Genomic DNA, 24,747 nt, shown 5'->3' with positions numbered 1-24,747 from the left:
ATGAAGATTTTACTAGTTTCACAATATTTTTGGCCAGAGGATTTTAGAATAAATGATATTTGTAAGGGATTAAAGGAAGAAGGGCATGAGGTTACTGTATTAACCGGATTGCCTAATTATCCATTTGGTAAAATATATGATGGATATTCATTTTTTAATAGAGGCCCAAAAGAGTATGAGGGTATTAAAATTAAAAGATGTGCGATGATTCCTAGAGGTAAAGATAATGCATTTATGTTAGCATTAAACTATTTATCATTTATGATAAGCGCTTCTATAAAAGTTATTCCATTATTATTAAAAAAATATGATAGAGTATTTGTTTTTCAAGTATCTCCTATAACTTCTGCTATACCGGCAATAATTTATTCTAAAATAAAAAAAGTGCCATCTTATATTTATATTCAAGATTTATGGCCAGAAACATTTTATTCTATTATAAACATAAATAATTCAACTTTAAGAAAAGTATTTAAAAAGGTATGTAATAAAATATATAATGCATTTGATAATTTATTAATTGCATCAAGAGGATATGAAGATATATTAATTAATGAGGGAATAAGTAATAAAAAACTTCATTATTTGCCACAGTGGGCTGAAGATTTTTATAGTAATTCTAATATAAAGGATGAAAGCGAAGACAATAAATTTATTGTAACATTTGCAGGAAATATAGGAAAAGCTCAAAGTGTAGATACAATAATAAAAGCTGCTAATTTATCAAAAGATAATAAGAATATTATATGGCAAATAATTGGTGATGGAAGTGAGTTTGAAAATGTTAAAAACCTTGCAAATGAGTTTGGATTAACTGATACTGTCAAATTTATAGGAAGAAAACCATCGGCGGAAATGCCAAAATATTTTTCAGAATCACAGGGATTAATAGTTACTTTAAGAGATGAAGAAATATTAAGAGTTACATTACCTGCTAAGGTACAATCTTATATGGCAGCAGGAAAGCCAATTTTAGCTGCTATAAGTGGAGAAGGAAAAAAAGTAATTGAAGAAAGTAAAAGTGGCTTAGTTGCAGAAGCAGAAGATTTCCAGGGGCTGTATAAAAATGTAATAAAGTTATACAATATGAATATAGAGCAAAGAAATGAGCTGGGGGAATTTGGAAAGCAATATTTTAATAGCAAATTTACTAGAACTAAATTATTACAAGATTTAAAGAATATAATTACTAAATAATAAAGGAGAGGTAAATATGACATTCAAAGATAAGGTTCTTTTAATTACAGGTGGTACAGGGTCATTTGGGCATGCAGTTTTAAGAAGATTTATTAATACAGATATAAAGGAAATAAGAGTTTTCTCAAGAGATGAAAAGAAACAAGATGATATGAGAAAATATATTAAAAGTGATAAGGTAAAGTATTATATTGGAGATGTAAGAGATTTAGATAGTATTAATTATGCAATGAAGGGGGTAGACTATGTATTTCATGCTGCAGCATTAAAACAAGTACCTTCATGTGAGTTTTATCCTATGGAAGCTGTAAAAACTAATGTTGAAGGATCTGATAATGTATTTAAATCAGCATTAATGAATGGCGTTAAAAAATGTATATTATTAAGCACAGATAAAGCTGTTTATCCTGTAAATGCAATGGGAATATCAAAGGCTATGGCTGAAAAAGCTATGATAGCTAGAGCGAGAGCTGCACAACCAGGAGATACTGTTTTCTGTGGAACTAGATATGGTAATGTAATGGCATCAAGAGGATCAGTTATCCCACTATTTATTGATTTAATGAGACAAGGTAAAGACTTAACTGTTACAGATCCAAATATGACAAGATATATGATGTCTCTTGAAGAATCAGTTGATTTAGTATTATATGCATTTGAACATGGTGAACAAGGAGATATATTTGTTCAAAAGGCTCCTGCATGTACAGTTTTAGAGTTAGCAACTGCATTAAAAGAAGTTTTTGATTCAAATGTAGGAATTAAGATAATAGGTGCAAGACATGGAGAAAAAGCATATGAAACATTATTAACAAAAGAAGAGTTTGTTAAAGCAAATGATTGTGGAAACTACTTTAGAATTCCATCAGATAATAGAGATTTAAACTACGCTAAGTATTTTACTGAAGGTGAAGGGTCTAGAAGAAATCAAGAAGAGTATAATTCTGATAATACTAATAGAATAAATGTTGAGCAAGTTAAGGAAATGTTATTAAAACTTCCATATATACAACAAGAATTAAAAACTTTTAAAGTAGAAGAAGAAACTGAATGCGATAAATTATCAGAGCATATGTAATGGGGAGTAATATATGAATATATTAGTTACAGGTGCTAATGGGTTTATAGGTAAAAACCTAGTAAGTACATTAAAGAGATTAGAAAATTGTAAAGTTATATTAATTGATAGAGAGAATTCAAAGGAAGAATTACAACAAGGATTATTAGAAGCTGACTTTATTTTTCATCTAGCTGGAATTAATAGGCCTAAAAATGAAGAGGAGTTCTTTGAAGGAAATTCAGGATTAACAGGAGAAATAGTAGATTTTTTAAAGGCTAATAATAAAAATACTCCTATTGTAATAACATCATCAATACAAGCAGATTTAGATAATGCTTATGGAAAAAGCAAAAAGCTTTCAGAAGAAGTATTATTAAGTTATAAACATGAGTCTAAAGCTAAGGTATTTATTTTTAGATTACCAAATGTATTTGGAAAGTGGTGTAGACCAAATTATAATTCAGCTATAGCAACTTTCTGTCATAATATAGCTAGAGGTGAAGAAGTTTGGATATCAGATCCAAGTAGAGAAATGACTTTAGTATATATAGATGATGTTGTAAATTCATTAGTTAATACAATGATAGATACTGTAAATAAAGAAGATGGATATGTTAAGGTTGATGTTGAACATAATGCTACATTAGGTGAAATAGTAGATTTAATAAAATCTTTTGCTGATAGTAGAAAGAGTTTAATGATTGCAAATATGGCTGATCCATTAGTTAAAAAATTATATAGTACTTATTTAAGTTATTTACCAGAGGAAAAATTTAGTTATCCTTTAAAAATGAATATTGATAATAGAGGATCATTTACAGAGTTTATAAAGACTCCTAATAGTGGGCAAGTGTCAATTAATGTTTCAAAGCCAGGAATTACAAAGGGAAATCATTGGCATAATACAAAAAATGAGAAGTTCCTTGTAGTTAGTGGGGAAGGTGTAATTAGGTTTAGAAAGCCTGATGAAGATAATATAATTGAATATAAAGTAAGTGGAGAAAAATTAGAGGTAGTAGATATACCAGTTGGCTATACACATAGTATAGTTAATACAGGTGATAAGGATTTAGTAACAGTAATGTGGGTAAATGAAATTTTTAACCCAGATGAACCAGACACTTACTTTTTGGAGGTATAAAAAATGAAGAAACTAAAGGTAATGACTATTGTTGGCACTAGGCCAGAAATAATAAGATTAGCAGAAGTTATAAAAAAATGTGATGAATACTTTGAACATATATTAGTTCATACAGGACAAAATTGGGATTATACTTTAAATGATGTATTCTTTAAGGAATTAGAATTAAGAGAACCAAATCATTTCTTAGGAGTTGTAGGAAATGATCTTGGAGAAACAATGGGAAATATAATAGCAGAAAGCTATAAGATATTAGCAAAAGAAAGACCAGAAGCTTTAATAATATTAGGTGATACAAATTCCTGCTTAAGTGCTATTGCAGCAAAGAGATTAAAAATTCCAGTATTCCATATGGAAGCAGGAAATAGATGCTTTGATCAGAATGTACCTGAAGAAATTAATAGAAGAATAGTAGATGTTACTTCAGATGTAAATTTAGCTTACACTGAACATGCAAGAAGATATTTATTATCTGAAGGAATGAGAAAAGAATATACTTTTGTAACTGGATCACCATTACCAGAGGTATTCCATAAATATATGGATAAAATTGATAATAGTAAGGTGTTAGAAGAGTTAAATCTTGAAAAAGGTAAATTCATATTAGTAAGTGCCCATAGAGAGGAAAACATTGATAATGATGTTAACTTTAAGAGCTTAACAGATGCCTTAAATGCAATAGCAGAAAAGTATGATATGCCAGTTATTTATTCAACTCATCCAAGAAGTTGGAAGAGAATAGAAGCTATGAATATAAAATTTCATAAAAATATTAGACAATTAAAACCTTTTGGTTTTTATGATTATAATAAGCTTCAAAAGGAATCATTCTGTGTGCTTTCAGATAGCGGATCTTTAGCTGAGGAATCAAATATAATGGGATTTGCAGCTGTATCTATTAGAACTAGTACTGAAAGACCAGAAGCAATTGACAAAGGTTCTGTAATATTAGGTGGAATTACATTTGATTCAATTACTCAAGCAATAGAAGTAATAACTAAGCAAAAAGCTTTAGGTGAAGATACTGTAAAAGTTCATGATTATACAGATATAAATGTTTCAACTAAGGTTGTTAACATAGTTCAAGGATATACTGATGTAATCAACAGATTTATTTGGAGAAAATAATATGAAAAAAGTAATCTTTGTGAACAATACAGCAGCTATTAATGGTGGAGCTTTAACTGTTCTAAAACAGTTTTTAGAAGAAATAAAGCAAAGAAGAGATGAAAGTAAAATATATTATTTTTTTGTGACGGCAGACTTAAAAGAATATGAATGTGAATATATAAAAATTATTGATGATATTAAAGGTCGTCAAATGTTAGATAGAATGAAGTGGGATAAGTTTGGAATGAAGGCTTGGGCAAAGAAGAATAATATAAAGCCAGATTTAGTAATATCATTACAAAATATAGCTGTAAGTTATAAAGGAGTTCCACAAATAATATATTTACATCAATCATTGCCTTATTCTGAATATTCTAAGTGGAACTTATTTAAATCTGATGAGAGAAAATTATGGTTTTATACAAATGTTTATAAGCATTTAATTCATAATTCAATTAAGAAAGATATGTATATTTCAGTTCAAACAAACTGGATGAAAGAAGCTTTAATTGAAAAGGGAATAAGTAAGGATAAAATTATAATATCTAAACCAAAGTTAAAGCAATTTAATGTAAATGATATAGAAAAGTTATCATTAGATAATAAGAAATATACTTATTTTTATCCAGCAGATGAATATAAATATAAAAATCATAGAATAATATTAGAAGCTTTAAATTACATTAAGAAAAATTATGAAGATAAAATTAATAATATAAAAGTAATATTTACATTAGATGAAAACTCTAACTCTTATAATTACTGTAAGGAAAATGGGCTTTTAGATGTAGTAGAATTTAAATCTACATTGACATATGACAAAGTATTACAATATTATAAAAGTTGTAATTGTGTATTGTTTCCAAGTTATATTGAAACTTTTGGTTTACCATTAATTGAAGCAGCAAAGTTTGGAAAAAGAATATTAGTTTCAGACTGTAAGTATTCAAGAGAGGTACTTAAAAGTTACTCTAATGTAAAATTCATAACTTATGATAATTATCAAGAGTGGGCTAATAATATGATTAATTTTGATAAGACAGAAGTAAGTTTAAATAATGATAAATTAGTACAAGAAACATGGGATGAATTTTTTAATTTAATTAATAAATCTATATAATATAATTTTAATAGCACCAGGGGGAATTCCTATTGGTGCTTTAAATTAATTATATAGAAATTTAGGAGGATGCATATGGTTAAAGTCTTACAAGTTCATGGAGGAATGGAAAGAGGCGGAACAGAATCTGTAATAATGAACTGGTATAGGAATATAGATAAAAATGAGGTCCAGTTTGATTTTACAACTATGCAGGAACATCGTTGTGCATATGATGATGAAATTGAAAGTATGGGTGGAAAAATAATATATGTACCACCGAGAGCAAAAGTAGGAAATTTAAATCATTTTAAAGCAATATATAAGTGTATAAAGGAAAATGGTCCTTACGATGTTGTTCATTCTCATATGAATTATCATGGTGGATTGGTAGCTTTAGCAGCAAAACTTGCAGGAGTAAAGACTATTGTTTGCCATGCACATAATACAGAGGATGTAACAGAACAAACATTAAAAAGAAAAACAGAAACAGCCGTATTAAGAAATTTAATGCATAGGTGTTCAACTAACTTATTAGCATGTGGAAAAGAAGCAGGTAAATTTGTCTTTGGAAAAAATGCGAAATTTAAGGTTATAAACAATGCTGTAGATATAGAAAAGTTTAAACCTAAGGATGAAGAAATGAATAATGAAATTAAGGCATTAAAGGACAAATATGATTTAAATAATAAATTAATATTAGGACATATAGGAAGATTTAATATACAAAAGAACCATAAGTTTATAGTTGAGATATTAAAGGATTTAAAGAAAAAAAATGATGATTTTAAGTTTTTATTTATTGGAGATGGTGAACTAAAAGAAGAGATATTAAATTCAATTAAAAATGAAGGCTTAGAAAATAATATTTTATACTTAGGATTACAAAGTAATATAAATATATGGCTTAATATTATGGACTTATTAATATTTCCATCTCTTTTTGAAGGATTACCAGTTGTATTAGTAGAAGCTCAAAGTACGGGATTACCTTGCATAATTTCTAATAAGATATCTCAAGATGTTGACTTAGGATTAAAATTAGTAAAATTCTTAAGTATTGATGGGTCTGCAGAGAAGTGGGTTAATGAAATAATAAATAATACTATGACAAGAGAAACTAATAAGGAGAAAATAAAAGAACAATTAAAAGTAAAGGGATATTATTTAAATGATAATATTAAAATGCTTATGAACATTTATACAAACAAGAGTAAATAAAGGGGAACAGTAAATGATATATTTTTCAATATTAATATTATTAATATTATGTGAGTATATTAATATATTAACTAATTATAAATATAAATATTTAAGTACTATGTATTTAATAGTAATAGGTAGTATATTATTTTTACTTGCAGCATTTAGAGATGGAATAGGTTATGATTATGAAAACTACAAAAGAATATTTAATTTAATTACTATAGATAAGGTACCACAAGGATCTAGTAATGTTGAATGGGGATATTATTTGTTAAATGTTATTAGCTATTCTTTTACTGTTGTTATATTTATAAGTGCACTTATAGCTATACCTATGAAAATAAAATTAATATGTGAATATAGTGAAGATGGATTATTAAGTTTAATAATGTATTTTACAAGTGTATTTATTATGTTTGACATGGGGGTAATTAGACAAGGAATTGCTATCATGTTTATGTTACTTAGTGTTAAATATATTATTAATAGAGATTTAAAGAAATTTTTAATAGTAATTTTATGTGGATCTCTCTTCCATATAACTATTGTAGTTACAATTCCACTATATTTCTTAAGTTATATAGAATTTGATAGAAAAGTAATTTATGGAGCATCCTTTGTTGCACTATTATTTTCTATGTTTAAAATAACTACTATAATTTTTAGATTATTGGCTATGTTACCATTAGGAACTATATCATATAAATTAAATTATTATTTAAATAGTAATCAAAGTAATTTAACTATGTCTTTAATAAAAAGAATTATATTTTTAGTATTGTTCGTTGAGTTCTTTAAAAGAAAGAATATAAAAGATAAAAAGGCGTTAGTATTTTTAAATGGTTATTTTTTATCTATATTAGTAATGGGATTTTTCTCTAGTGTAGATATAATAGGAGGAAGAGGTTCCATGGGATTATACTTTATGCAAGTATTTTTATTTGCTATAATCATAAGAAGAACTGAAAGAAAGCCATTAAAGTTAGCTATATTCGCAACAGTAATTTTATTATCAATAAATACTATGATGGGACCTATAAAGCATGGAAACAGTTCAAATCAGCCATATACACCATATAAAAGTATATTTAGTAGTAATGAGAGTTTTGGATTTAAATGATAATTAAATTATTATTATAAGGAGTAATTAAAATGAAAATCGATATAGCTTATTTATATAAGAAGTGTATATTTACTTTATTAAAGGGAACTAAGGTTAGAGAAAATAGAATATTTTTTGAATCATTTCATGGAGAAAAATATTCGGATAGTATAAAAGTTTTATATGAATATATGAAAACTAAAAGAAATGATATGCAATATGTATGGGTTTATAATAAGGAAGAGTGTCCAATAACAGGGGATAACTTAATAATTGTAAAAAGAAATACACTTAAGTATTTTTATTATAATGCAACATCAAAGTATTGGGTAACTAACTCACATAGAAATAGACATATTGCGCCAAAGAAAAACCAAATTTATATGATGATATGGCATGGAGTTGGTGTTTTTAAAAAATTTGGAGCTGATATAAAAAGACCAAAGGAAGGATTAGAAGATTTAAAAAATGATGGTAATAATATTACTTATTTAGTATGTTCATCAGAAAATATTAAAAGTATTTATTCAGGAGCATTATGTATAGATGAAAATAAAATTTATCCATATGGTCTACCTAGAAATGATATTTTTTATGATGAAGATAAGTTAAGAAGAATAAAAAATAAATACAAAGATATATTTCCTCAAAATAAAAAAATTATTCTTTATGCACCAACACATAGAGCAGCAGAAAAGGAATTTGATTTTAAATTAGATGTTAATAAGCTATATAAAGAGTTAAATGATGAATATATATTACTTATAAAAAGTCATTATTTTATTAGTGAAAAGATACAGATTGATGATAAGTTAAAAGAATTTGTTTATGATGTTTCATATTATGATGATATTCAAGAATTATTAGTTATATCAGATATATTGATTACTGATTATTCATCAGTATTTTATGATTTTGGATTCCAAAAGAATAAACCAGTATTATTTTATGCATATGATAAAGATGAATATATTAAAAATTGGGGAGGGTTTTATAAGGAATATGACTCTTATGTTCCAGGACCAATTTTATATAGTACAGATGAACTTGCAGAAGCAATAAAAAATAAGGAAATATTAAAAGACGCTTCTGAAAGATTAGAGAATTTTATGCAGGATTATGATGATTATAAAGATGGAAGATCAACGGAAAGAGTATATAAATTATTATTTAGTGGAGAAAATAAATAAAGTAAGTGATTGTAGGAGGATATAAAATGAATATTGGAGTTATTTTAGCCGGTGGTAGTGGAACGAGAATGGGGAGCGATATTCCAAAACAATTTATTGATATATATGGGAAACCACTTATAATACATACATTAGAAAGCTTTGATTTAAATAGTGAAATAGATAGTATTGCTGTTGTATGTAAAGATGAATGGAAAGAAGATTTAAATATTTGGATAAGACAATTTGGTGTTAATAAAGTTAAATGGATTATTTCAGGTGGAAATACAAGACAAGAATCAACATATAGAGCAATAAAAGCATTAGAAGATGTATGTACAGATGAAGATATATTAATAATTCATGATGCAGCAAGACCATTAATATCACAACGAATAATTAATGATAACATAGTGGGAGCAAAGGAATATGGAGCTGTTGATACAGTAATACCTTCAGCAGACACAATTATAAGAAGTACTAATGATAGTACAATTGATAGTGTACCTGTAAGAAGTGAGTTATATCTAGGTCAAACTCCACAAAGCTTCAAGTATTCATTAATTAAAGAGGCTCATGAGTTTTCAATAAATAATAATACTATTGATGCAACTGATGATTGTCAATTAGTATTAAAGTTAAATCACGATGTTCATTTAGTTAATGGGGATAAGCTTAATTTTAAGGTAACTACATTTGAAGACTTACTTTTATTGAAATCTGTAGTAAAAATAGGTAAAGCGAGGTAATTTAATGTTAACTAGAGGCTTTAAGATAGTATCGCCTAAGAGGTTTGAGGTGGATATAGAGCAAGTAAGGTATAAAGAGGGACATTCTATTATTAAAATTGATAATGGCTGCATATGTAAGGCAGACTTAAGGTATTATCTAGGAAATAGAGATTCAAGATTATTAGGACTTAAATATCCAATGAGATTATTACATGAAGCAACTGGAACTATAATAAGATGTGAAGATGGCAGCTTTAATGTAGGAGATAAAGTTGTATTAGTACCTAATGTAGTAAAAAAATGTGATACTTGTGAAAGTGATTTTTGCAAGGATGATTCATTAGGAGAAAATTACTGCCCAAGTGCTAAGTTTGCATCAAGTAATTCAGATGGTTTTTCAACTGAAATAATATCATATCCAACAAATAGTTTAGTAAAAATACCTGATGATGAAGAAATATTAGAAGTAGCTGTATTTTCAGAGTTAATATCTGTTGCTATGGCTGCAATAAGAAGAATAGAAATTGAAGAGCATAGTACTATTGCTATTTGGGGGGATGGTATTTTAGGATATATTCTTGCAAGTAGTATAAGAATTTTATATCCAAAATGCAAACTAGTTATAGTTGGAAAAAATATTGAGAAGATAGATAAATTTCCTACTGATTTAAAATATGATATAGTTGATGAAAAACAAATAAAAAGAACTAATATTGATATGGCATTCGAATGTGTTGGTGGAGATTCATCAAGCTTTGCAATTAATCAAATTATAGATTGTATTAAAATTGGAGGAAAGATAGTATTAACTGGTGTATCTGAAAATGATATATTAATTAATACTAGAAAAATCTTAGAAAAGGGTTTAACTATAACAGGTAGTACAAGAAGTACTAAAAAGGATTTTGAAAAGTCTATAAAGCTTTTAGAAAATCATGAGTTTAGAAGTAAAATCAAGGAATTAATAACTGAAAAAGTTGAAATAAGAAATATTGTAGATTATTATAATGCTTTTGAAGAAGCAAATAAAAATAGAAAACTAGGTAAAAGTATTTTAAGATTTAATTTATAAAATTAATATAAAAAATATTATTAATTTAATTATATGTAAAGAATAGTATAATAGTAATACATAATAATAATTAGGGAGGGTATTGTATGAAAGTAAGAAAGGCAATTATACCTGCAGCTGGACTTGGTACAAGGTTTTTACCGGCTACTAAAGCTCAGCCAAAGGAAATGCTACCTATAGTTGATAAGCCTACAATTCAATATATAATTGAAGAAGCAGTAGAATCTGGGATTGAAGAAATATTAATAATAACAGGTAGAAATAAAAAGTCTATAGAGGATCATTTTGATAAGTCTGTTGAATTAGAAATGGAACTTGAAAAAGCAGGAAAGCAAGAAATGTTAGAAGTAGTTAAAAGGATATCTGATATGGTAGATATTTATTATATAAGGCAAAAGGAACCTAGAGGATTAGGTCATGCTATTCATTGTGCAAAGTCTTTCGTAGGTAATGAACCTTTTGCAGTTATGTTAGGTGATGATGTTGTTGATAGTGAGGTTCCTTGTTTAAAGCAATTAATAAATTGTTTTAATGAGTATAAGACAACAATATTAGGTGTTCAAACTGTAGATTCTGAAAATGTTAACAAGTATGGTATAATTGATGGCCTTCATATTGAAGATAAGGTATATAAAGTTAAGAAGTTAATTGAAAAGCCATCATTAGAAGAAGCACCAAGTAATATAGCTATTTTAGGTAGATATATAATAACACCTAAAATTTTTGAGATATTAGAAAATACTAAGCCTGGTAAGGCAAATGAAATTCAATTAACTGATGCCCTTCAAACATTAATTGCTAATGAAGCCATGTATGCTTATAATTTTGATGGAAAAAGATATGATGTTGGAGATAAACTAGGATTTTTAGAAGCAACTATTGAGTTTGCGTTAAAGAGACCGGAATTAAGAGAAGAATTTATAGAATATCTAAGGACTGAACCATGGCAAAAATAATAAAGTTATTTATATAAATCTTTAAGAAATTATATAAATAAAAAATCATGCATGTCTAGATAAAACATATCTAGTATTTGCATGATTTTTTACTTATATGATGTGTATAATTAACATAGTTTAATTAGAATATGAAAAACTATTTTTATTATATATATTTATTAGAGACATACCAAAACCTAAAATAATAAATATTGCTGTTGATAATTTTTGTGCACTATAATAACAATCAAAAATACTTAATAAATTAAAAGTAATAAATACAATAAATATAGATAGTATTAATTTATTTATTTTATTGTTTTTATTATTGATATATTTAAATAGTACAATAGATGTTATTGTTAGGAAGATTAATAATGAAATACTTCCTAAAATTCCTGTTTCTACTTGAAATTTTAAAAACATGTTATGAGGATGTTGTGCCACCCAACCATATCCCTCCATAGTAGTAAGGGTTTCTTTTGATTTATTTACATAATCAAGATATAAAACTGAATAATTTTCATACCCTATTCCAAATAGAGGATGGTCTTTTATCATTAATGCTGTTGTTTTCCAAATTTTATATCTTGAGCTATCAGGAGTAAGTGATAAAAGAGTTAATGCTAGTATTCTTATTTGAGGTATAAGTAATAATAATGGTGATAATATATATAAATATAATAATTTTTTATTATAAATAACTGTAATTATTGCTATACCTATAATTATTCCTAAAATTGCATTACGTGATTGACATACTATTATATTAAATGAACTACAAGCAAATATAAGTCCATAAAATATTTTTAGGAATATTTTCTTTGAATCTATAAGTAACATTAATGAAATAAATAAACACATTAATGAAAAAATTCCTAAGTTATTTGAATTTTCTAAAAGTGATGCAATTCTATTATCTCTACTAATAGTCAAACCAGCACTATAAAGTGATTTAATTTCCATTAACGAATAATATGTAATTACTAAATTAGTAACTAAGAAACTATTTATGAATAGTCGTATATTATTTTTATTTATACATATATAAGAAATAGTATAGAAAATAAATATGTATAGTGAAAACCGTATGCTATGAGTAATACTTAGCCTTTTATCATATGCAATTAAAGTAGATAGATATAATATTATGTTTAATATTATTAGGCTAAAGAGTATTTTTTGAGAATATATTGTTTTAATTAAGTTAAAGATTCTTTTTTGTTCAGATTTAAAAAATAAAAATCCAATAAATTGAATCATTATAAGCAAGTAAATTAAGAGATCTGTATTAAATTTACTAGAGCTCAATATTAATGGATTTAACATTATAAATAATAATGTTATAATCTGAATTATTTTAATATATATTTTCATAAATAACCTCATTATATTAAAAATATAAGGCTGTTACATATTCATTAATATAATTTAATTTTATGCAACAGCCCTTAAGTTAAAGTTAAGTATTTCTATCTTGGTATAAGTCCAATTTTCTTTTGCATTTTTCTTAGAGTTTTAATTGCAGCATAATTTGCCTTTTCTGCACCTAATTTATAAATTTCTTCTAAAGCTTTCTTATCTTTAAGTAAGCTATTAACTTTTTCTTGAATAGGAGATAACTCATCTACAATTGCATCTGCAACATCCTTCTTTAAATCTGCATATCCTTTTCCTTCATATAGAGCTACAACTTCTTCTTTACTATATCCTTTAATTGCAATTAGAATATCAAGTAAGTTTTTAACTCCTGGTTGTTCATCGGAGTAGTTAACAACACCAATGCTATCAGTAACAGCTCTAGCTATTTTTTTTCTTATAACTTCAGGTGGATCCATAATTAAGATATAGCTATTTGGATTATCATCTGATTTTGACATTTTCTTAGTTGGATCTTGTAAGCTCATGACTTTTGCGCCAACTGGTGGAATGTATGGGTCTGGAACCTTGAATGTTGGACTATAAGCATTATTAAATCTATTAGCTAAATCTCTAGCTAATTCTAAGTGTTGCTTTTGGTCACTTCCAACTGGAACCAAGTCTGTATTATATAATAATATATCTGCAGCCATAAGTACTGGATAAGTAAATAATCCTGCAGGAATAGAATCACCATGTTTTTGAGACTTATCTTTAAATTGAGTCATTCTTGAAAGTTCACCCATATAAGTGTTGCATGTTAAAAGCCAAGCACCTTCTGAATGAGCTGGTACATGTGATTGAATAAATAATGTATTTTTATCTGGATCAATTCCACAAGCTATATAAATAGCTAATACTTCTAAAGTTCTCTTTCTTAAATCAGCAGGAACTTGTTTAACTGTTATGGCATGTAAATCAACAACACAGAAGAAACAATCGTATTCATCTTGAAGTTTAACCCAGTTTTTTAATGCTCCTAAATAATTTCCTAAGGTTAAATTTCCAGAAGGTTGAATACCGCTGAAAATAATTTTCTTTTTATCTAATATATTATCCAAAGATAGCACCTCTTCTCTTTTATATAAACGTTTTAAGTATAATATATAAATTAAATATAAATTTCTTTATGTAAGTTATATCTATATTATATACTTTAAAATAGTATAAATGCAAATTTACTTAATTATTAGAGTATTTGAATTTATATAGATATTATAGTAATATTAAGTAAATTAATATATGGAAAATTAAATTTTATTATAAATATTTAGGAGTGGAGATAAATGAGAGCAATATTATTAGCAGCTGGAATGGGAACAAGATTAAGACCATTAACCTTAGAAACGCCAAAATCTTTAATTGAGGTAAATGGAAAGCCATTATTAGAGAGACAAGTTGAGTTTTTAAAAGAAAAAGGAATAAATGAGATAATAGTTGTTACAGGATATTTAAATGAGAAATTTAAATATCTTAAGGAAAAGTATGGTGTAAAATTAGTTTTTAATGATAAGTATGATATATATAACAATATATATAGCATGTATCTTGTGAGAGAATATTTAGCTGATTCATATGTAATAGATGCTGATGTTTATATCAATAGAAATTTTATTGTAACTGATATCAATAAATCTACTTATTTTTCAGCATATAAAAGAAATGTTAAAAATGAATGGAAATTATGTTTTGATGAAAATAAAAAGGTTAATGATATAGAAATAATTAATGGTGATGGTTTTATTTTATGTGGTGTTTCTTATTGGAGCAAGAATGATGGAATTCTAATTAAGGATAGAATAGAAGAAGCTCTTAAAACAGGTGATTTTACAAATCTTTATTGGGATGACATAGTTAAGAATAATTTAAAAGATTTAGATGTAAGAATTGAAGAAATAAATGATGATGATATTTATGAAATAGATAATATAGAAGAGCTTAATATGGTAAAAAGTATTGTCGAGAATAAATAAGATATAATATATTGCCATTTTCAAATAAAAGATAACATAAAAAAGGAGCTGCAACGCAGCTCCTTACTAATTCAAAAGAATTATCTTCTTTCTCTATTCATCTTTTGAGCTTTTCTAGCTCTTCTGCAATCAGGACATCTAACAGGATCATTTTCAAACCCTTTTTCTTTGTAGAATTCTTGTTCTCCTACAGTAAATATAAATTCCTTCCCACAGTCTTTGCAGATAATCTTCTTATCTTCCATTTCATATACCTCCTTAAAATCCATAGGGTGAATCTTGATAACTACTAACTATACACCTAAGGAAAAGGGGTACTTTAATGATATTATCATAGAATTTCCTAATGATTTTTATTACACTATTATTATAGCATAATTTGGTAAAAATGCAACAAACATACTTTGAAAGAAAGTTATTTTTTCTTATATCTTAAGCTAAAGGTAGTAAATGCAATAATTGGAACAGCCACAAATAATACTAAATTAATATATTGATAATATTTAAGAATATAAAATAGAATGTAATTATTTCTTGATAAAAATGTTCCAAATATAAATATTGCTAGAGTATAAACTGTAGTAAAGTATTTATGATTTTTTATATGTTTTTTATAAATTATATATACTCCATAGGTTGCAATTGCATATTTTAAGAAAAAGCCAGCAACTGTTTGATATAAGAAAAAGAAATCTCCAAACTCCAAGAAGCCACAAAGTTGAACTCTCTGACTTTGAACAAATTCAGGATAAAAGAGATTAGCAGCTCTAAGAGGTCCAAATGTAGATAGTATTCCAATAAGAATATAAATACATATAGCACCTAGTATACCTAAAGCTATAAAGCTATGTTTTCTTAAATTTTTTCCTGTATTCAAATATCTTAAATATGGTAAAGCAATAACAAAAGCAGAAAGTGAACCTAGAACTAATAAAAATGTTGATAAAAATTCACCTGCTATGTTACCTGCAAAAACAGGCATAATATACTTTATATCCTTATACTTTTCAGTAATTGCAGATAAGATAAAAGTATTAACACCTAATGAAGATACAAGAATTATTACAAAAATTAAAAATGAACCTATACTTTTTCCTATTAAAAAAACTGATGGTAGAAGAAAAAATATAATTATATACCAACTAGGAGTTTCAAGGAAAAAGCAAGATTTAACTATATTAGTTTCTACTGCTGCAGACTCAAGGGCAGCTAGAAATAAACCAAGGGCAAACAAAAATAAAAATATGTTACCTAAAGGTTTAGATAAGCCCTGTGTAAAAACTTCATTTATATTATAAACTTTTCGAGAATCCATAACATAAATTAAGTACATGGCAAATGCAAAGAAAATTAAATAAATAATTAATGTATATAGCCATGTGTCTCTTCCCCCTTCTGCAATAAACAGAGAAGGATATGTCTTAAAAGATATATATGTAACACCAAAGACAAAAAGTATAAAGTGTTTTGCTGATAATTTATTCATTTCTTTTCCTCCAACTTCTAAAAATATGCTAAGTCTATTTTATTATTCTCAAAAAAATGAATATTAAACATGGTGAGAGGAATAATATTCTTAGGTGATGCAAATGGATAATTTAAGTTATGTAAAAGAACGATTTGAAGGATGTTTTGACGTTAAATATAGAGATGTCAAAACAATAATAGGCGATGGTACTTTAGTATTCATAGATGACTTATGTAATGGTCAATGGATGATGGAATACTTAATATTACCATTAAGAGGATTCGGAGAATTAAAAAATACAAGTATAAAATCTCCAAATGATTTATTAGAGAAGGTACTTGATATAAGTGCAACAGGAATGGCAACAGATTTAGATGATGCGCTTATGCATGTTTTATCTGGAGATGTAATACTAATTTTAAAGGATTTTAACGAAATTATATTTTGTGAAGTTAAAAATTTCCCAAGAAGAGGTATAGGAGTTCCAGAAACTGAAGCTGTATTAAAGGGACCTAGAGAGGGATTTAATGAACTTATAGTAGATAATGTTGCATTAATTCGTAGGCGTGTTAAGAATCCAGACTTAAAGTTTGAAACAGTTGTAGTTGGAGAAGAGTCACAAACAGCAGTTGCAATTGCTTATATAAAGGGGATTGCACCAGATGAGTTAGTTAATAAAGTAAAGGATAAACTTAAAAATTTAGATTTAAGATTTGTTTTAGATTCAAATTATATAGAAGCAAATTTAAAGCATCAGCATTCATTTTTTGATACGGTAGGATATACTGAAAAGCCAGATGAAGTTGCAGCAAAGATTTTCGAAGGGCGTATAGGTATTTTAGTAGATGGTACACCATTTGTAATTACAGTACCATATTTCTTTTTAGAAAATTTTCAAATGCCAGATGATTACTATATAAATAGATACTATACAAATTTTAATAGGATATTAAGATGGTTTGCCTTCTTAGTTGCTTCATTTTTACCGGGACTTTATGTAGCAATTATTACATATCATTTTTCAATGATACCAAGTCTTTTTGTATTTAGGCTCGCAGTATCAAGGGCTGGTGTGCCATTACCAACAGTTGTTGAAGTCTTTGTTATGATTATAGCTTTTCAACTTATAAAGGAAGCTGGGTTAAGGTTACCTCATCCAATAGGTGGGGCAATGAGTATAGTTTCTGCTCTTATTTTAGGTGATGCGGCAGTAGGAGCTGGAATTGCATCAAGAATTACAATAATAGTAGTTGCAGTAAGTACATTAAGTTATTTCTTAATTCCTAAGGTATATGGTGCTGTTTCATTTTGGTCAATAGTAATAATGTTATCTTCATCATTGCTTGGAATACCAGGATTTTTATGTGCATCATTAATTTATATTATTCAAATATCAGAGTTAGAATCAGTGGGATATCCATTCTTATTCCCTCTAGGTAGCTTAAGTGAATATAGATTTAGAGATGTATTTTTTAGAGGTAAATTAGACAGAATTTCAAGAAAGATAATAGGAACAGGGGGTAAGAAGGATGCTAAAAAATAAAAGAAGAAAAATTTCGATATTATTAAGTTTATTACTTCTACCATTACTTTTAACTGGTTGTTTCGATTATCATGATATTAATAAAGTTACATTTCCAACAAGTATTATTTTTGATGTAGATGATTTAGGTCAAGAAATAGTTTATTTAGATTGTATTAAGCCATATAGAAGCACTAACGATAGTTCAGATAAAGGACGAAGGATAATTTATAAAGGTGAAGGTAAAACTGCTTTAGAAGCCATAAATGATATAAATAGGGCATCAAGTTTTAAATTAGATTATAGTCAAACAAGGGCTTATATTTTTACTGAAAAAGCTTCTAGAAAAGGTATTAAAAAGTTTTTAGATTTAATTAATAATAATAGTGAATTTTCAATGAAGCCAAGTGCCTTTGTATATTATGGTGATGTAGATGAATTATTAAAGACTGTATCTACAGATGAAGAGTATTTAGGATTGTTTTTAAATGATCTAGTTGGTAAGGCAAAGTATAATTCTAGGGCTGTACGCTCAAATATAAACTATTATTTAAGCAATATCTTAATGGGAAGTAACACAGCCTTATTAACATCAATATCATTAGAGGATAATGCTATAGATAAAAAGATTGAAATACAAGGTTCATCTGTTTTTAAAGATAATGTTTTAGTAGTGAGAATAGATATGGAAAATAGTTTGATTTATAACATTATGATGGGAAATGCAAAGAGTGGAACCTTAGAGATTACCAATCCCCAAAGTAAAGAAAATTTTATTACATTACAAATATTAGATAGTAGCATGAAAGATAAGTTAGAATTCCAAGATGGAAAATATAAACTAATAAAGGATGTTAATCTTGAGGTATCAGTAAGTGAGATACAAGGAGAATTGATAGTAGATACTAATGCATTAGACTATATTAAAGTAAATGAGGAAGCATATATAAATGGATATGCTGAATATTTATTTAATAAATATAAAGAAGAAAATCTAGATATTTTTGATATTGATAGATTAGCAGAAATGTATTATCCAAATGAAAATATAGATAATCCTTTAAGTGTTACTGAATTAGAAGTTAATACTAAATTAATTATAAAAGGAACAGGAGTTGCAAAGGATAGCCTTTAATATTTAAAAGTATTAATGATAAAAGAAATATAGAAGAGTATTATTAAATTAAAGAGATAAAACTAAAAATTGCTAAGTGTTAAAGAACAAAGGAAAATATATAATAAAATTATTTTCTTTGTTCTTTTTTTTATTATTATAAATATAATATATTACTATAAAGTTTTTACTAAAATTTAATGCTAAAATTAGCAGTTTTAGTTTAAGTTGAATATTATATCTTAGAGAGAGTTTAAGGTAAAATATTATGAATAAGAAAAAGCTACTATCTTTAATACAACAGAGGGAAGGTACTAAATTAGATTTCAAACTAAAAATAGATATCTCATCAGAATCTGGTAAGAAGGAACTTGCAAAAGATGTATGTGCTATAGCAAATTCTAAAGGGGGAAGAGGGTATCTAATAATAGGAGTTGAAGACAGAACGAAACGATTAGTTGGAATTAATAAGCTTAAAGCATTAGATGAAGAAAAAATCCAACAGGTTGTGAGTTCAAGATGTGAGCCACCAATTCCAATAACAGTAGAGGTTGTAAATTTAGATGGAATTGATATTGGAATAATAACAATATTTGATGGAGGACAAAAACCTTATCAGATAAAAGAAACTGGAGCATTCCATATAAGAAGAGGGTCTATTACGGATACTATGAGAAAATCAGAACTAGTGGCAGCATTTGAAGAAAATCAGCTATTAACAGTTGAAACATGCAAAATAGTAAATAGTAGTGCTGAGTTTTTAAATAAGGAACTAATAGAAAAGTATTTCAAAAGTAAAGGAATAGAGATTAATAGAGAAAATGAAAAGTTTCTACTAGAAAGTGCAGGGATAACTTATTTAGACAAAAGAAATAGGAAAGTTAGATGTACTTTTGGTGGATTATTAGTATTTTGTGATAGTAATAATATATGTATTCCCAATAATGCAATAAGAATAATAAATAAAGTAAATGAGAATTATCCTAGATCAATTATGATAAATGGTAATCTATTAGATATGATAGATAAAACTGAAAAAGAAATGTATACGTTATTACCAAAAGACTATCCAGTTTTTGCTGTTATGGAAGCTGTAAAGAATTCAGTAATGTATAGGGAGTATTCAATTATAAATAAGTTGATAGAAGTAATATTAACAAAGAACTCAATCATAGTTATAAGTCCTGGACAATTAGTATCTAAGAGTAATATGTTTGGAGATATGGGATATAATAAGAGAAATATGTGGATTTATGATAAATTAATATCTTTAGATGAAGGTAAGAGATTTATTAATGATGGTAATGGATTAGTAAGAATAAAGGAAGCATTCAAAGGAAAAAGAAAGGTAAGGTTAATAAACTCAACATTAGATGATTGTTTTAAGGTTATTTTGCCTATAAGCATGGAATAATAAAATTTATATGGCTAATAATAACTTTAAAGAAAGGTGTAGAAAGTTTAGTTAAAGTTTAATTTGCTAAAAGGTATGTTACTAGAATTTTAAATTATATGTAAAAAGTTTAACTTATATCTTCAACAAAATTTTGAAGATACTTAACTATAAAAATAATTAAAAAAGAAGGAGTGGTTCCAATGATTCAAGTTTTTTGTGCAAGAAGAGGCTCTGGAAAGACAAAAAGGTTAATAGAATTAGCCAACCACCAACAAATAAGTGCTAAAGGCGATGCCGTTTATATTGATGATGATTCTAGACCAATGTTACAGTTAGTAAGAGGTATAAGGTTTGTTGATACTAATGAATATAAAGTTGATGATTGTCAAAGTTTTTATGGCATGTTATGTGGGATAATTTCATCCAATTACGATATTGAAAATATCTATATTGATGGATTATCAAATATTGTTAGGTGCACTATGAAGGATTCCACAGAATTATTTAGAAAGATAGCTGGATTAACAGATAGGTTCGGTATCAATGTATATATTAATGTTAATATTGATACTGCTGAAGAAGTACCATCATGTATTAAAGAATACGTAGCATAGGATTGAAAATAATTAAATTTAAATAAATTATAATTAAAGCTACTCAGAAATGAAGTGCCTCTGTCTATTTGACAAGGGACACTTCAAAATGGGCGGCTTTTTAGTTTTAAAGAGTTTAGATGGATTCTCGAGAAGTTTAAATAATATATTCTTTGAAAATTAAATCTTCTTGATAAAACGTTGTAATAAATATATACTAAATAATATATGAATTTTTATAGGAGGTAAGGAGATGGCTAACGTTTTAGACGAGTTATTAGATCGTGGATACATAAAGCAATTTACTCATGAAGAAGAAACAAGAGAATTGTTAGAAAAGGAGAAAATAACTTTTTATATAGGATTTGATCCAACAGCTGATAGTTTACATGTAGGTCACTTTATAGCAATGATGTTTATGGCACATATGCAAAAAGCTGGTCATAGACCAATAGCTTTACTTGGTGGAGGAACTGCAATGGTTGGAGACCCATCAGGAAAAACTGATATGAGATCTATGCTTACAAAAGAGCAAATTGAACATAATGTTTCTTGCATAAAGAAGCAAATGGAGAAATTTATAGATTTCTCAGATGATAAAGCTATATTAGTAAATAATGCAGATTGGTTATTAAACTTAAATTATGTTGATTTCTTAAGAGAGGTAGGAGTTCACTTCTCAGTAAATAGAATGTTAACAGCTGAATGCTTCAAGCAAAGATTAGAAAAGGGATTATCATTCTTAGAATTTAACTATATGTTAATGCAAGGATATGATTTCTATGTATTAAATCAAAAATACAACTGTAAAATGGAACTAGGTGGAGATGACCAATGGTCAAATATGATCGCTGGTGTTGAATTAGTTAGAAGAAAAGCTCAAGGTCAAGCTATGGCAATGACTTGTACATTATTAACTAACAGCCAAGGTCAAAAGATGGGTAAAACAGTTGGTGGAGCATTATGGTTAGATCCAGAAAAGACATCGCCATTTGATTTCTATCAATACTGGAGAAATGTAGATGATGCTGATGTTGAGAAATGTTTAGCGTTATTAACATTCTTACCTATGGATGAAGTAAGAAGACTTGGAGCCTTAGAAGGTGCAGAAATAAATAAAGCAAAAGCAATTCTTGCTTATGAGGTAACTAAGCTTGTTCATGGTGAAGAGGAAGCAAACAAAGCTAAATCAGCTGCAGAAGCATTATTTGCTGGTGGAGTTGATATGAGTAATGTTCCAACAGTTACAGTTACAGCTGAAAGCTTTGGAAAAACTGTTCTTGATGTTATTGCTGAAACTAAGATAGTTCCTTCAAAAGCTGAAGGAAGAAGATTAATCCAACAAGGTGGTCTTTCTATAAATGGAGAAAAGGTTACAGAAGTAGCAAGATTATTTACTGAAGAAGATATACAAGATGGAGCAGCTTTAATTAAAAGAGGAAAGAAGAACTACCACAAGATAGTTGTTGAATAATATAATAAAAGGGGCTGTCGCACTAATTATTTAGTGCGACAGCCCCTTTATTTTACTATATATTCGGCAAGGAGTAGCTCAATAATTTTGATTCAGTCATTTTTGAGAAAAGTTTATTATATCCATGTAATATATTCACTTACGGTGAGGGAGTATAAAATATTATAATTGTTTAAACTATATTATGTGGTTATAATATATAGATGTATGAATTTTGACATGAGATAAGGGGGAGTACTATGGCTTTATATGCTATTTCCGATTTACATCTTGCATTAAGTACAGATAAGCCTATGGATATATTTGGTGGCCATTGGATTAACCATGATGAAAAGATAAAGAAAAATTGGACAGATAAAGTAACAGAAGAAGACACAGTATTAATTGCAGGAGATATTTCTTGGTCTATGAAATCTGAGGATAGTAAAGTAGATTTAGAATGGATAAGCAATTTACCAGGTAAAAAAATTATAAGTAAAGGAAATCATGATTATTGGTGGAGTAGTATATCAAAATTAAATGCTATGTATGATAATATGAAATTCGTACAAAATAATTTTTATGTGTATAATGATTATGCCATTTGTGGAACAAGGGGTTGGATTGATCCGAGTAGTGATAAATTTAATTCTAAAGATGCAAAGATATATGCAAGAGAGCAAATAAGAATAAAACTATCATTAGATTCAGCAAAAAAGGCTGGATTTAATAAATTTATTGTAATGATTCATTATCCACCTTTCGGTAATGAAAATGAAGAAACTGAGTTTATGAAAATTTTCAAAGAATATAAAGTTGAAAAAGTTGTTTATGGACACTTACATGGACCATCTAATGTGAAAGCAATAGAAGGGGATATTAATGGAGTAGAATATATAATGACTTCATGTGATTTTATTGATTTTGATCCTATTAAAATATTAGATTAAAGAGATATAAATTAAGATATAAAATATATAGATTATATAGATATTATACTTTTAAAACAAAAATTTGAAATTGCAATTATGTGATTTTTAGTTACAGTTTTTGGTGTTTTTGATATAATGTATTTGTACTAAATATAAGGGTGATGTTTTATGGCAATGCAAAATTGGAAGAGTTTCCTTATGCCTTATGAACAAGCGGTAGATGAGCTTAAGGTTAAACTAAAGAGTATAAGAAAAGAATATAGAAAAAGAAATGAATATTCTCCAATTGAGTTTGTTACAGGAAGAGTTAAGGAAGTTTCAAGTCTTTTAGAGAAAGCAAATAAGTTTGGAATTCCTCTTGATAGAGTAGGACAGGAAATGGAGGATATAGCTGGTATAAGAATAATGTGCCAGTTTGTTGATGATATAGATACAGTTATTGAACTTATTAGAGCAAGACGAGATATGCAAATACTTTATGAAAAAGACTATGTAAGAAATGTTAAACAAAGTGGATATAGAAGTTACCATATGATTATTAAGTATACTGTTTATATGGCAGAAGGGCCAAGGGATATATTAGCGGAGTTTCAAATAAGAACTCTAGCAATGAATTTCTGGGCTACAATAGAGCATTCTTTAAATTATAAGTATAAACAGCATATTCCTAAAGAAATACAAGAAAAATTAAAAGAAGCAGCAGATTCAGCATTTAATTTGGATGAGCAAATGCTAGAAATAAAGGACGAAATAAAAGATGCCCAAAGATTATTTGAGGTTAAGTCAGATATAATAACTAATATAATGAACAATATAATGACTTTAATGTCCATAGGAAAAATAGCAGAAGCAAGTAGATATCAGGTTATGTTAAATAAGCTTGTAGATGAAGGTGAAGTCTGGGAGTTAAATAATCTTTTAAGCAGCATAAAGAAAGATATTATACGCTACAAAGAAAGCGAATAATTGAATAATAGAACTAAATCGCTAAAAGCGACGGCTGGATTAAGTGATTATTAAAAGTTTATATGGAAAAAATAAGAAGTGAAGTT

The 24,747-nt window shown here is 27.2% G+C and carries 23 protein-coding genes; 19 read left to right on the top strand and 4 right to left on the bottom strand.

What is annotated here, in order from left to right:
- The 11 genes from I2E98_RS12905 (at position 1) to galU (ending at position 11,843) form a co-directional block, all read left to right on the top strand.
- Positions 1 to 1,197, top strand: coding sequence for a glycosyltransferase family 4 protein (locus I2E98_RS12905; protein ID WP_195469306.1), 1,197 nt, complete (start codon positions 1 to 3; stop codon positions 1,195 to 1,197).
- A 16-nt stretch (positions 1,198 to 1,213) separates the two neighbouring features.
- A complete protein-coding gene (locus I2E98_RS12900; protein WP_195469305.1) occupies positions 1,214 to 2,275 on the top strand; it encodes a polysaccharide biosynthesis protein in 1,062 nt (353 codons plus the stop codon).
- 13 nt (positions 2,276 to 2,288) lie between these two features.
- Positions 2,289 to 3,398: an NAD-dependent epimerase/dehydratase family protein gene (locus I2E98_RS12895; RefSeq protein WP_195469304.1), complete on the top strand. Its 1,110-nt coding sequence runs from the start codon at positions 2,289 to 2,291 to the stop codon at positions 3,396 to 3,398.
- Positions 3,399 to 3,401: 3 nt separating this feature from the next.
- Positions 3,402 to 4,526: a UDP-N-acetylglucosamine 2-epimerase (non-hydrolyzing) gene (wecB, locus tag I2E98_RS12890; RefSeq protein ID WP_195469303.1), complete on the top strand. Its 1,125-nt coding sequence runs from the start codon at positions 3,402 to 3,404 to the stop codon at positions 4,524 to 4,526.
- Position 4,527: 1 nt separating this feature from the next.
- Positions 4,528 to 5,628 (top strand): glycosyltransferase, encoded by a 1,101-nt coding sequence (locus tag I2E98_RS12885; RefSeq protein WP_195469302.1) that lies wholly within the window; start codon positions 4,528 to 4,530, stop codon positions 5,626 to 5,628.
- Between the two features lie 75 nt (positions 5,629 to 5,703).
- Positions 5,704 to 6,828 (top strand): glycosyltransferase family 1 protein, encoded by a 1,125-nt coding sequence (locus I2E98_RS12880; RefSeq protein WP_195469301.1) that lies wholly within the window; start codon positions 5,704 to 5,706, stop codon positions 6,826 to 6,828.
- 13 nt (positions 6,829 to 6,841) lie between these two features.
- On the top strand, positions 6,842 to 7,933 hold the full coding sequence (locus I2E98_RS12875) for an EpsG family protein (RefSeq protein WP_195469300.1): 1,092 nt from the start codon (positions 6,842 to 6,844) through the stop codon (positions 7,931 to 7,933).
- A gap of 32 nt (positions 7,934 to 7,965) precedes the next feature.
- Positions 7,966 to 9,105 (top strand): CDP-glycerol glycerophosphotransferase family protein, encoded by a 1,140-nt coding sequence (locus I2E98_RS12870; RefSeq protein WP_195469299.1) that lies wholly within the window; start codon positions 7,966 to 7,968, stop codon positions 9,103 to 9,105.
- 26 nt (positions 9,106 to 9,131) lie between these two features.
- On the top strand, positions 9,132 to 9,833 hold the full coding sequence (gene ispD / locus I2E98_RS12865) for a 2-C-methyl-D-erythritol 4-phosphate cytidylyltransferase (RefSeq protein WP_195469298.1): 702 nt from the start codon (positions 9,132 to 9,134) through the stop codon (positions 9,831 to 9,833).
- Positions 9,834 to 9,837: 4 nt separating this feature from the next.
- Positions 9,838 to 10,887 carry an alcohol dehydrogenase catalytic domain-containing protein gene (locus I2E98_RS12860; RefSeq protein WP_195469297.1) on the top strand — a complete coding sequence of 350 codons (1,050 nt, stop codon included), beginning with the start codon at positions 9,838 to 9,840 and terminating at the stop codon, positions 10,885 to 10,887.
- An 86-nt stretch (positions 10,888 to 10,973) separates the two neighbouring features.
- Positions 10,974 to 11,843 (top strand): UTP--glucose-1-phosphate uridylyltransferase GalU, encoded by an 870-nt coding sequence (gene galU, locus I2E98_RS12855; protein ID WP_195469296.1) that lies wholly within the window; start codon positions 10,974 to 10,976, stop codon positions 11,841 to 11,843.
- A gap of 120 nt (positions 11,844 to 11,963) precedes the next feature.
- Here galU and I2E98_RS12850 read toward each other — a convergent pair whose 3' ends face one another.
- Complete coding sequence (locus tag I2E98_RS12850; protein ID WP_207737621.1) at positions 11,964 to 12,791, bottom strand: O-antigen ligase family protein; 828 nt, start codon at positions 12,789 to 12,791, stop codon at positions 11,964 to 11,966.
- A 506-nt stretch (positions 12,792 to 13,297) separates the two neighbouring features.
- The gene (gene trpS / locus I2E98_RS12845; protein WP_195469320.1) at positions 13,298 to 14,296 is read right to left on the bottom strand and encodes a tryptophan--tRNA ligase; all 999 of its coding nucleotides are present in this window, start codon (positions 14,294 to 14,296) and stop codon (positions 13,298 to 13,300) included.
- 234 nt (positions 14,297 to 14,530) lie between these two features.
- Here trpS and I2E98_RS12840 point away from each other — a divergent pair, with 234 nt between their 5' ends.
- Positions 14,531 to 15,217, top strand: coding sequence for a sugar phosphate nucleotidyltransferase (locus I2E98_RS12840; RefSeq protein WP_195469294.1), 687 nt, complete (start codon positions 14,531 to 14,533; stop codon positions 15,215 to 15,217).
- An 80-nt stretch (positions 15,218 to 15,297) separates the two neighbouring features.
- On the opposite strand, the gene I2E98_RS12835 is transcribed toward I2E98_RS12840, so the two are convergent.
- Positions 15,298 to 15,462, bottom strand: coding sequence for a zinc-ribbon domain-containing protein (locus tag I2E98_RS12835; protein ID WP_133016848.1), 165 nt, complete (start codon positions 15,460 to 15,462; stop codon positions 15,298 to 15,300).
- 170 nt (positions 15,463 to 15,632) lie between these two features.
- On the bottom strand, positions 15,633 to 16,703 hold the full coding sequence (locus tag I2E98_RS12830) for an endospore germination permease (protein WP_195469293.1): 1,071 nt from the start codon (positions 16,701 to 16,703) through the stop codon (positions 15,633 to 15,635).
- A gap of 103 nt (positions 16,704 to 16,806) precedes the next feature.
- On the opposite strand from I2E98_RS12830, the gene I2E98_RS12825 reads away from it, so the two are divergent.
- From I2E98_RS12825 to I2E98_RS12795, 7 genes are all read left to right on the top strand, one after another.
- Complete coding sequence (locus tag I2E98_RS12825) at positions 16,807 to 18,228, top strand: spore germination protein (RefSeq protein WP_195469292.1); 1,422 nt, start codon at positions 16,807 to 16,809, stop codon at positions 18,226 to 18,228.
- Positions 18,215 to 19,342 (top strand): Ger(x)C family spore germination protein, encoded by a 1,128-nt coding sequence (locus I2E98_RS12820; protein WP_195469291.1) that lies wholly within the window; start codon positions 18,215 to 18,217, stop codon positions 19,340 to 19,342. Before I2E98_RS12825 ends, I2E98_RS12820 begins: the two co-directional genes overlap by 14 nt.
- Before the next feature lie 247 nt (positions 19,343 to 19,589).
- A complete protein-coding gene (locus I2E98_RS12815) occupies positions 19,590 to 20,735 on the top strand; it encodes an RNA-binding domain-containing protein (protein WP_195469290.1) in 1,146 nt (381 codons plus the stop codon).
- 182 nt (positions 20,736 to 20,917) lie between these two features.
- Positions 20,918 to 21,331: a hypothetical protein gene (locus I2E98_RS12810; RefSeq protein WP_195469289.1), complete on the top strand. Its 414-nt coding sequence runs from the start codon at positions 20,918 to 20,920 to the stop codon at positions 21,329 to 21,331.
- 232 nt (positions 21,332 to 21,563) lie between these two features.
- On the top strand, positions 21,564 to 22,784 hold the full coding sequence (tyrS, locus tag I2E98_RS12805) for a tyrosine--tRNA ligase (RefSeq protein WP_195469288.1): 1,221 nt from the start codon (positions 21,564 to 21,566) through the stop codon (positions 22,782 to 22,784).
- 239 nt (positions 22,785 to 23,023) lie between these two features.
- Positions 23,024 to 23,713, top strand: a complete 690-nt coding sequence (locus I2E98_RS12800) for a metallophosphoesterase (RefSeq protein ID WP_195469287.1) — start codon at positions 23,024 to 23,026, stop codon at positions 23,711 to 23,713.
- Positions 23,714 to 23,863: 150 nt separating this feature from the next.
- Positions 23,864 to 24,661 (top strand): GTP pyrophosphokinase family protein, encoded by a 798-nt coding sequence (locus tag I2E98_RS12795; RefSeq protein ID WP_195469286.1) that lies wholly within the window; start codon positions 23,864 to 23,866, stop codon positions 24,659 to 24,661.
- Positions 24,662 to 24,747 lie beyond the last annotated feature (86 nt).

The sequence above is a fragment of the Clostridium sp. D43t1_170807_H7 genome, from assembly GCF_015555905.1.
In the GTDB taxonomy this organism is placed as follows: domain Bacteria; phylum Bacillota; class Clostridia; order Clostridiales; family Clostridiaceae; genus Clostridium.
Note: the sequence above shows the minus strand (reverse complement) of the source record. Positions and strands in the feature narration are given on the sequence as shown.

What these genes read in the sequence shown, in the direction of transcription:
- I2E98_RS12905 (WP_195469306.1), top strand. Translation starts at nt 1, where the DNA reads ATGAAGATTTTACTAGTTTCACAATATTTTTGGCCAGAGGATTTTAGA.
- I2E98_RS12900 (WP_195469305.1), top strand. Translation starts at nt 1,214, where the DNA reads ATGACATTCAAAGATAAGGTTCTTTTAATTACAGGTGGTACAGGGTCA.
- I2E98_RS12895 (WP_195469304.1), top strand. Translation starts at nt 2,289, where the DNA reads ATGAATATATTAGTTACAGGTGCTAATGGGTTTATAGGTAAAAACCTA.
- wecB (WP_195469303.1), top strand. Translation starts at nt 3,402, where the DNA reads ATGAAGAAACTAAAGGTAATGACTATTGTTGGCACTAGGCCAGAAATA.
- I2E98_RS12885 (WP_195469302.1), top strand. Translation starts at nt 4,528, where the DNA reads ATGAAAAAAGTAATCTTTGTGAACAATACAGCAGCTATTAATGGTGGA.
- I2E98_RS12880 (WP_195469301.1), top strand. Translation starts at nt 5,704, where the DNA reads ATGGTTAAAGTCTTACAAGTTCATGGAGGAATGGAAAGAGGCGGAACA.
- I2E98_RS12875 (WP_195469300.1), top strand. Translation starts at nt 6,842, where the DNA reads ATGATATATTTTTCAATATTAATATTATTAATATTATGTGAGTATATT.
- I2E98_RS12870 (WP_195469299.1), top strand. Translation starts at nt 7,966, where the DNA reads ATGAAAATCGATATAGCTTATTTATATAAGAAGTGTATATTTACTTTA.
- ispD (WP_195469298.1), top strand. Translation starts at nt 9,132, where the DNA reads ATGAATATTGGAGTTATTTTAGCCGGTGGTAGTGGAACGAGAATGGGG.
- I2E98_RS12860 (WP_195469297.1), top strand. Translation starts at nt 9,838, where the DNA reads ATGTTAACTAGAGGCTTTAAGATAGTATCGCCTAAGAGGTTTGAGGTG.
- galU (WP_195469296.1), top strand. Translation starts at nt 10,974, where the DNA reads ATGAAAGTAAGAAAGGCAATTATACCTGCAGCTGGACTTGGTACAAGG.
- I2E98_RS12850 (WP_207737621.1), bottom strand. Translation starts at nt 12,791, where the DNA reads ATGGAAATTAAATCACTTTATAGTGCTGGTTTGACTATTAGTAGAGAT.
- I2E98_RS12840 (WP_195469294.1), top strand. Translation starts at nt 14,531, where the DNA reads ATGAGAGCAATATTATTAGCAGCTGGAATGGGAACAAGATTAAGACCA.
- I2E98_RS12835 (WP_133016848.1), bottom strand. Translation starts at nt 15,462, where the DNA reads ATGGAAGATAAGAAGATTATCTGCAAAGACTGTGGGAAGGAATTTATA.
- I2E98_RS12830 (WP_195469293.1), bottom strand. Translation starts at nt 16,703, where the DNA reads ATGAATAAATTATCAGCAAAACACTTTATACTTTTTGTCTTTGGTGTT.
- I2E98_RS12825 (WP_195469292.1), top strand. Translation starts at nt 16,807, where the DNA reads ATGGATAATTTAAGTTATGTAAAAGAACGATTTGAAGGATGTTTTGAC.
- I2E98_RS12820 (WP_195469291.1), top strand. Translation starts at nt 18,215, where the DNA reads ATGCTAAAAAATAAAAGAAGAAAAATTTCGATATTATTAAGTTTATTA.
- I2E98_RS12815 (WP_195469290.1), top strand. Translation starts at nt 19,590, where the DNA reads ATGAATAAGAAAAAGCTACTATCTTTAATACAACAGAGGGAAGGTACT.
- I2E98_RS12810 (WP_195469289.1), top strand. Translation starts at nt 20,918, where the DNA reads ATGATTCAAGTTTTTTGTGCAAGAAGAGGCTCTGGAAAGACAAAAAGG.
- tyrS (WP_195469288.1), top strand. Translation starts at nt 21,564, where the DNA reads ATGGCTAACGTTTTAGACGAGTTATTAGATCGTGGATACATAAAGCAA.
- I2E98_RS12800 (WP_195469287.1), top strand. Translation starts at nt 23,024, where the DNA reads ATGGCTTTATATGCTATTTCCGATTTACATCTTGCATTAAGTACAGAT.
- I2E98_RS12795 (WP_195469286.1), top strand. Translation starts at nt 23,864, where the DNA reads ATGGCAATGCAAAATTGGAAGAGTTTCCTTATGCCTTATGAACAAGCG.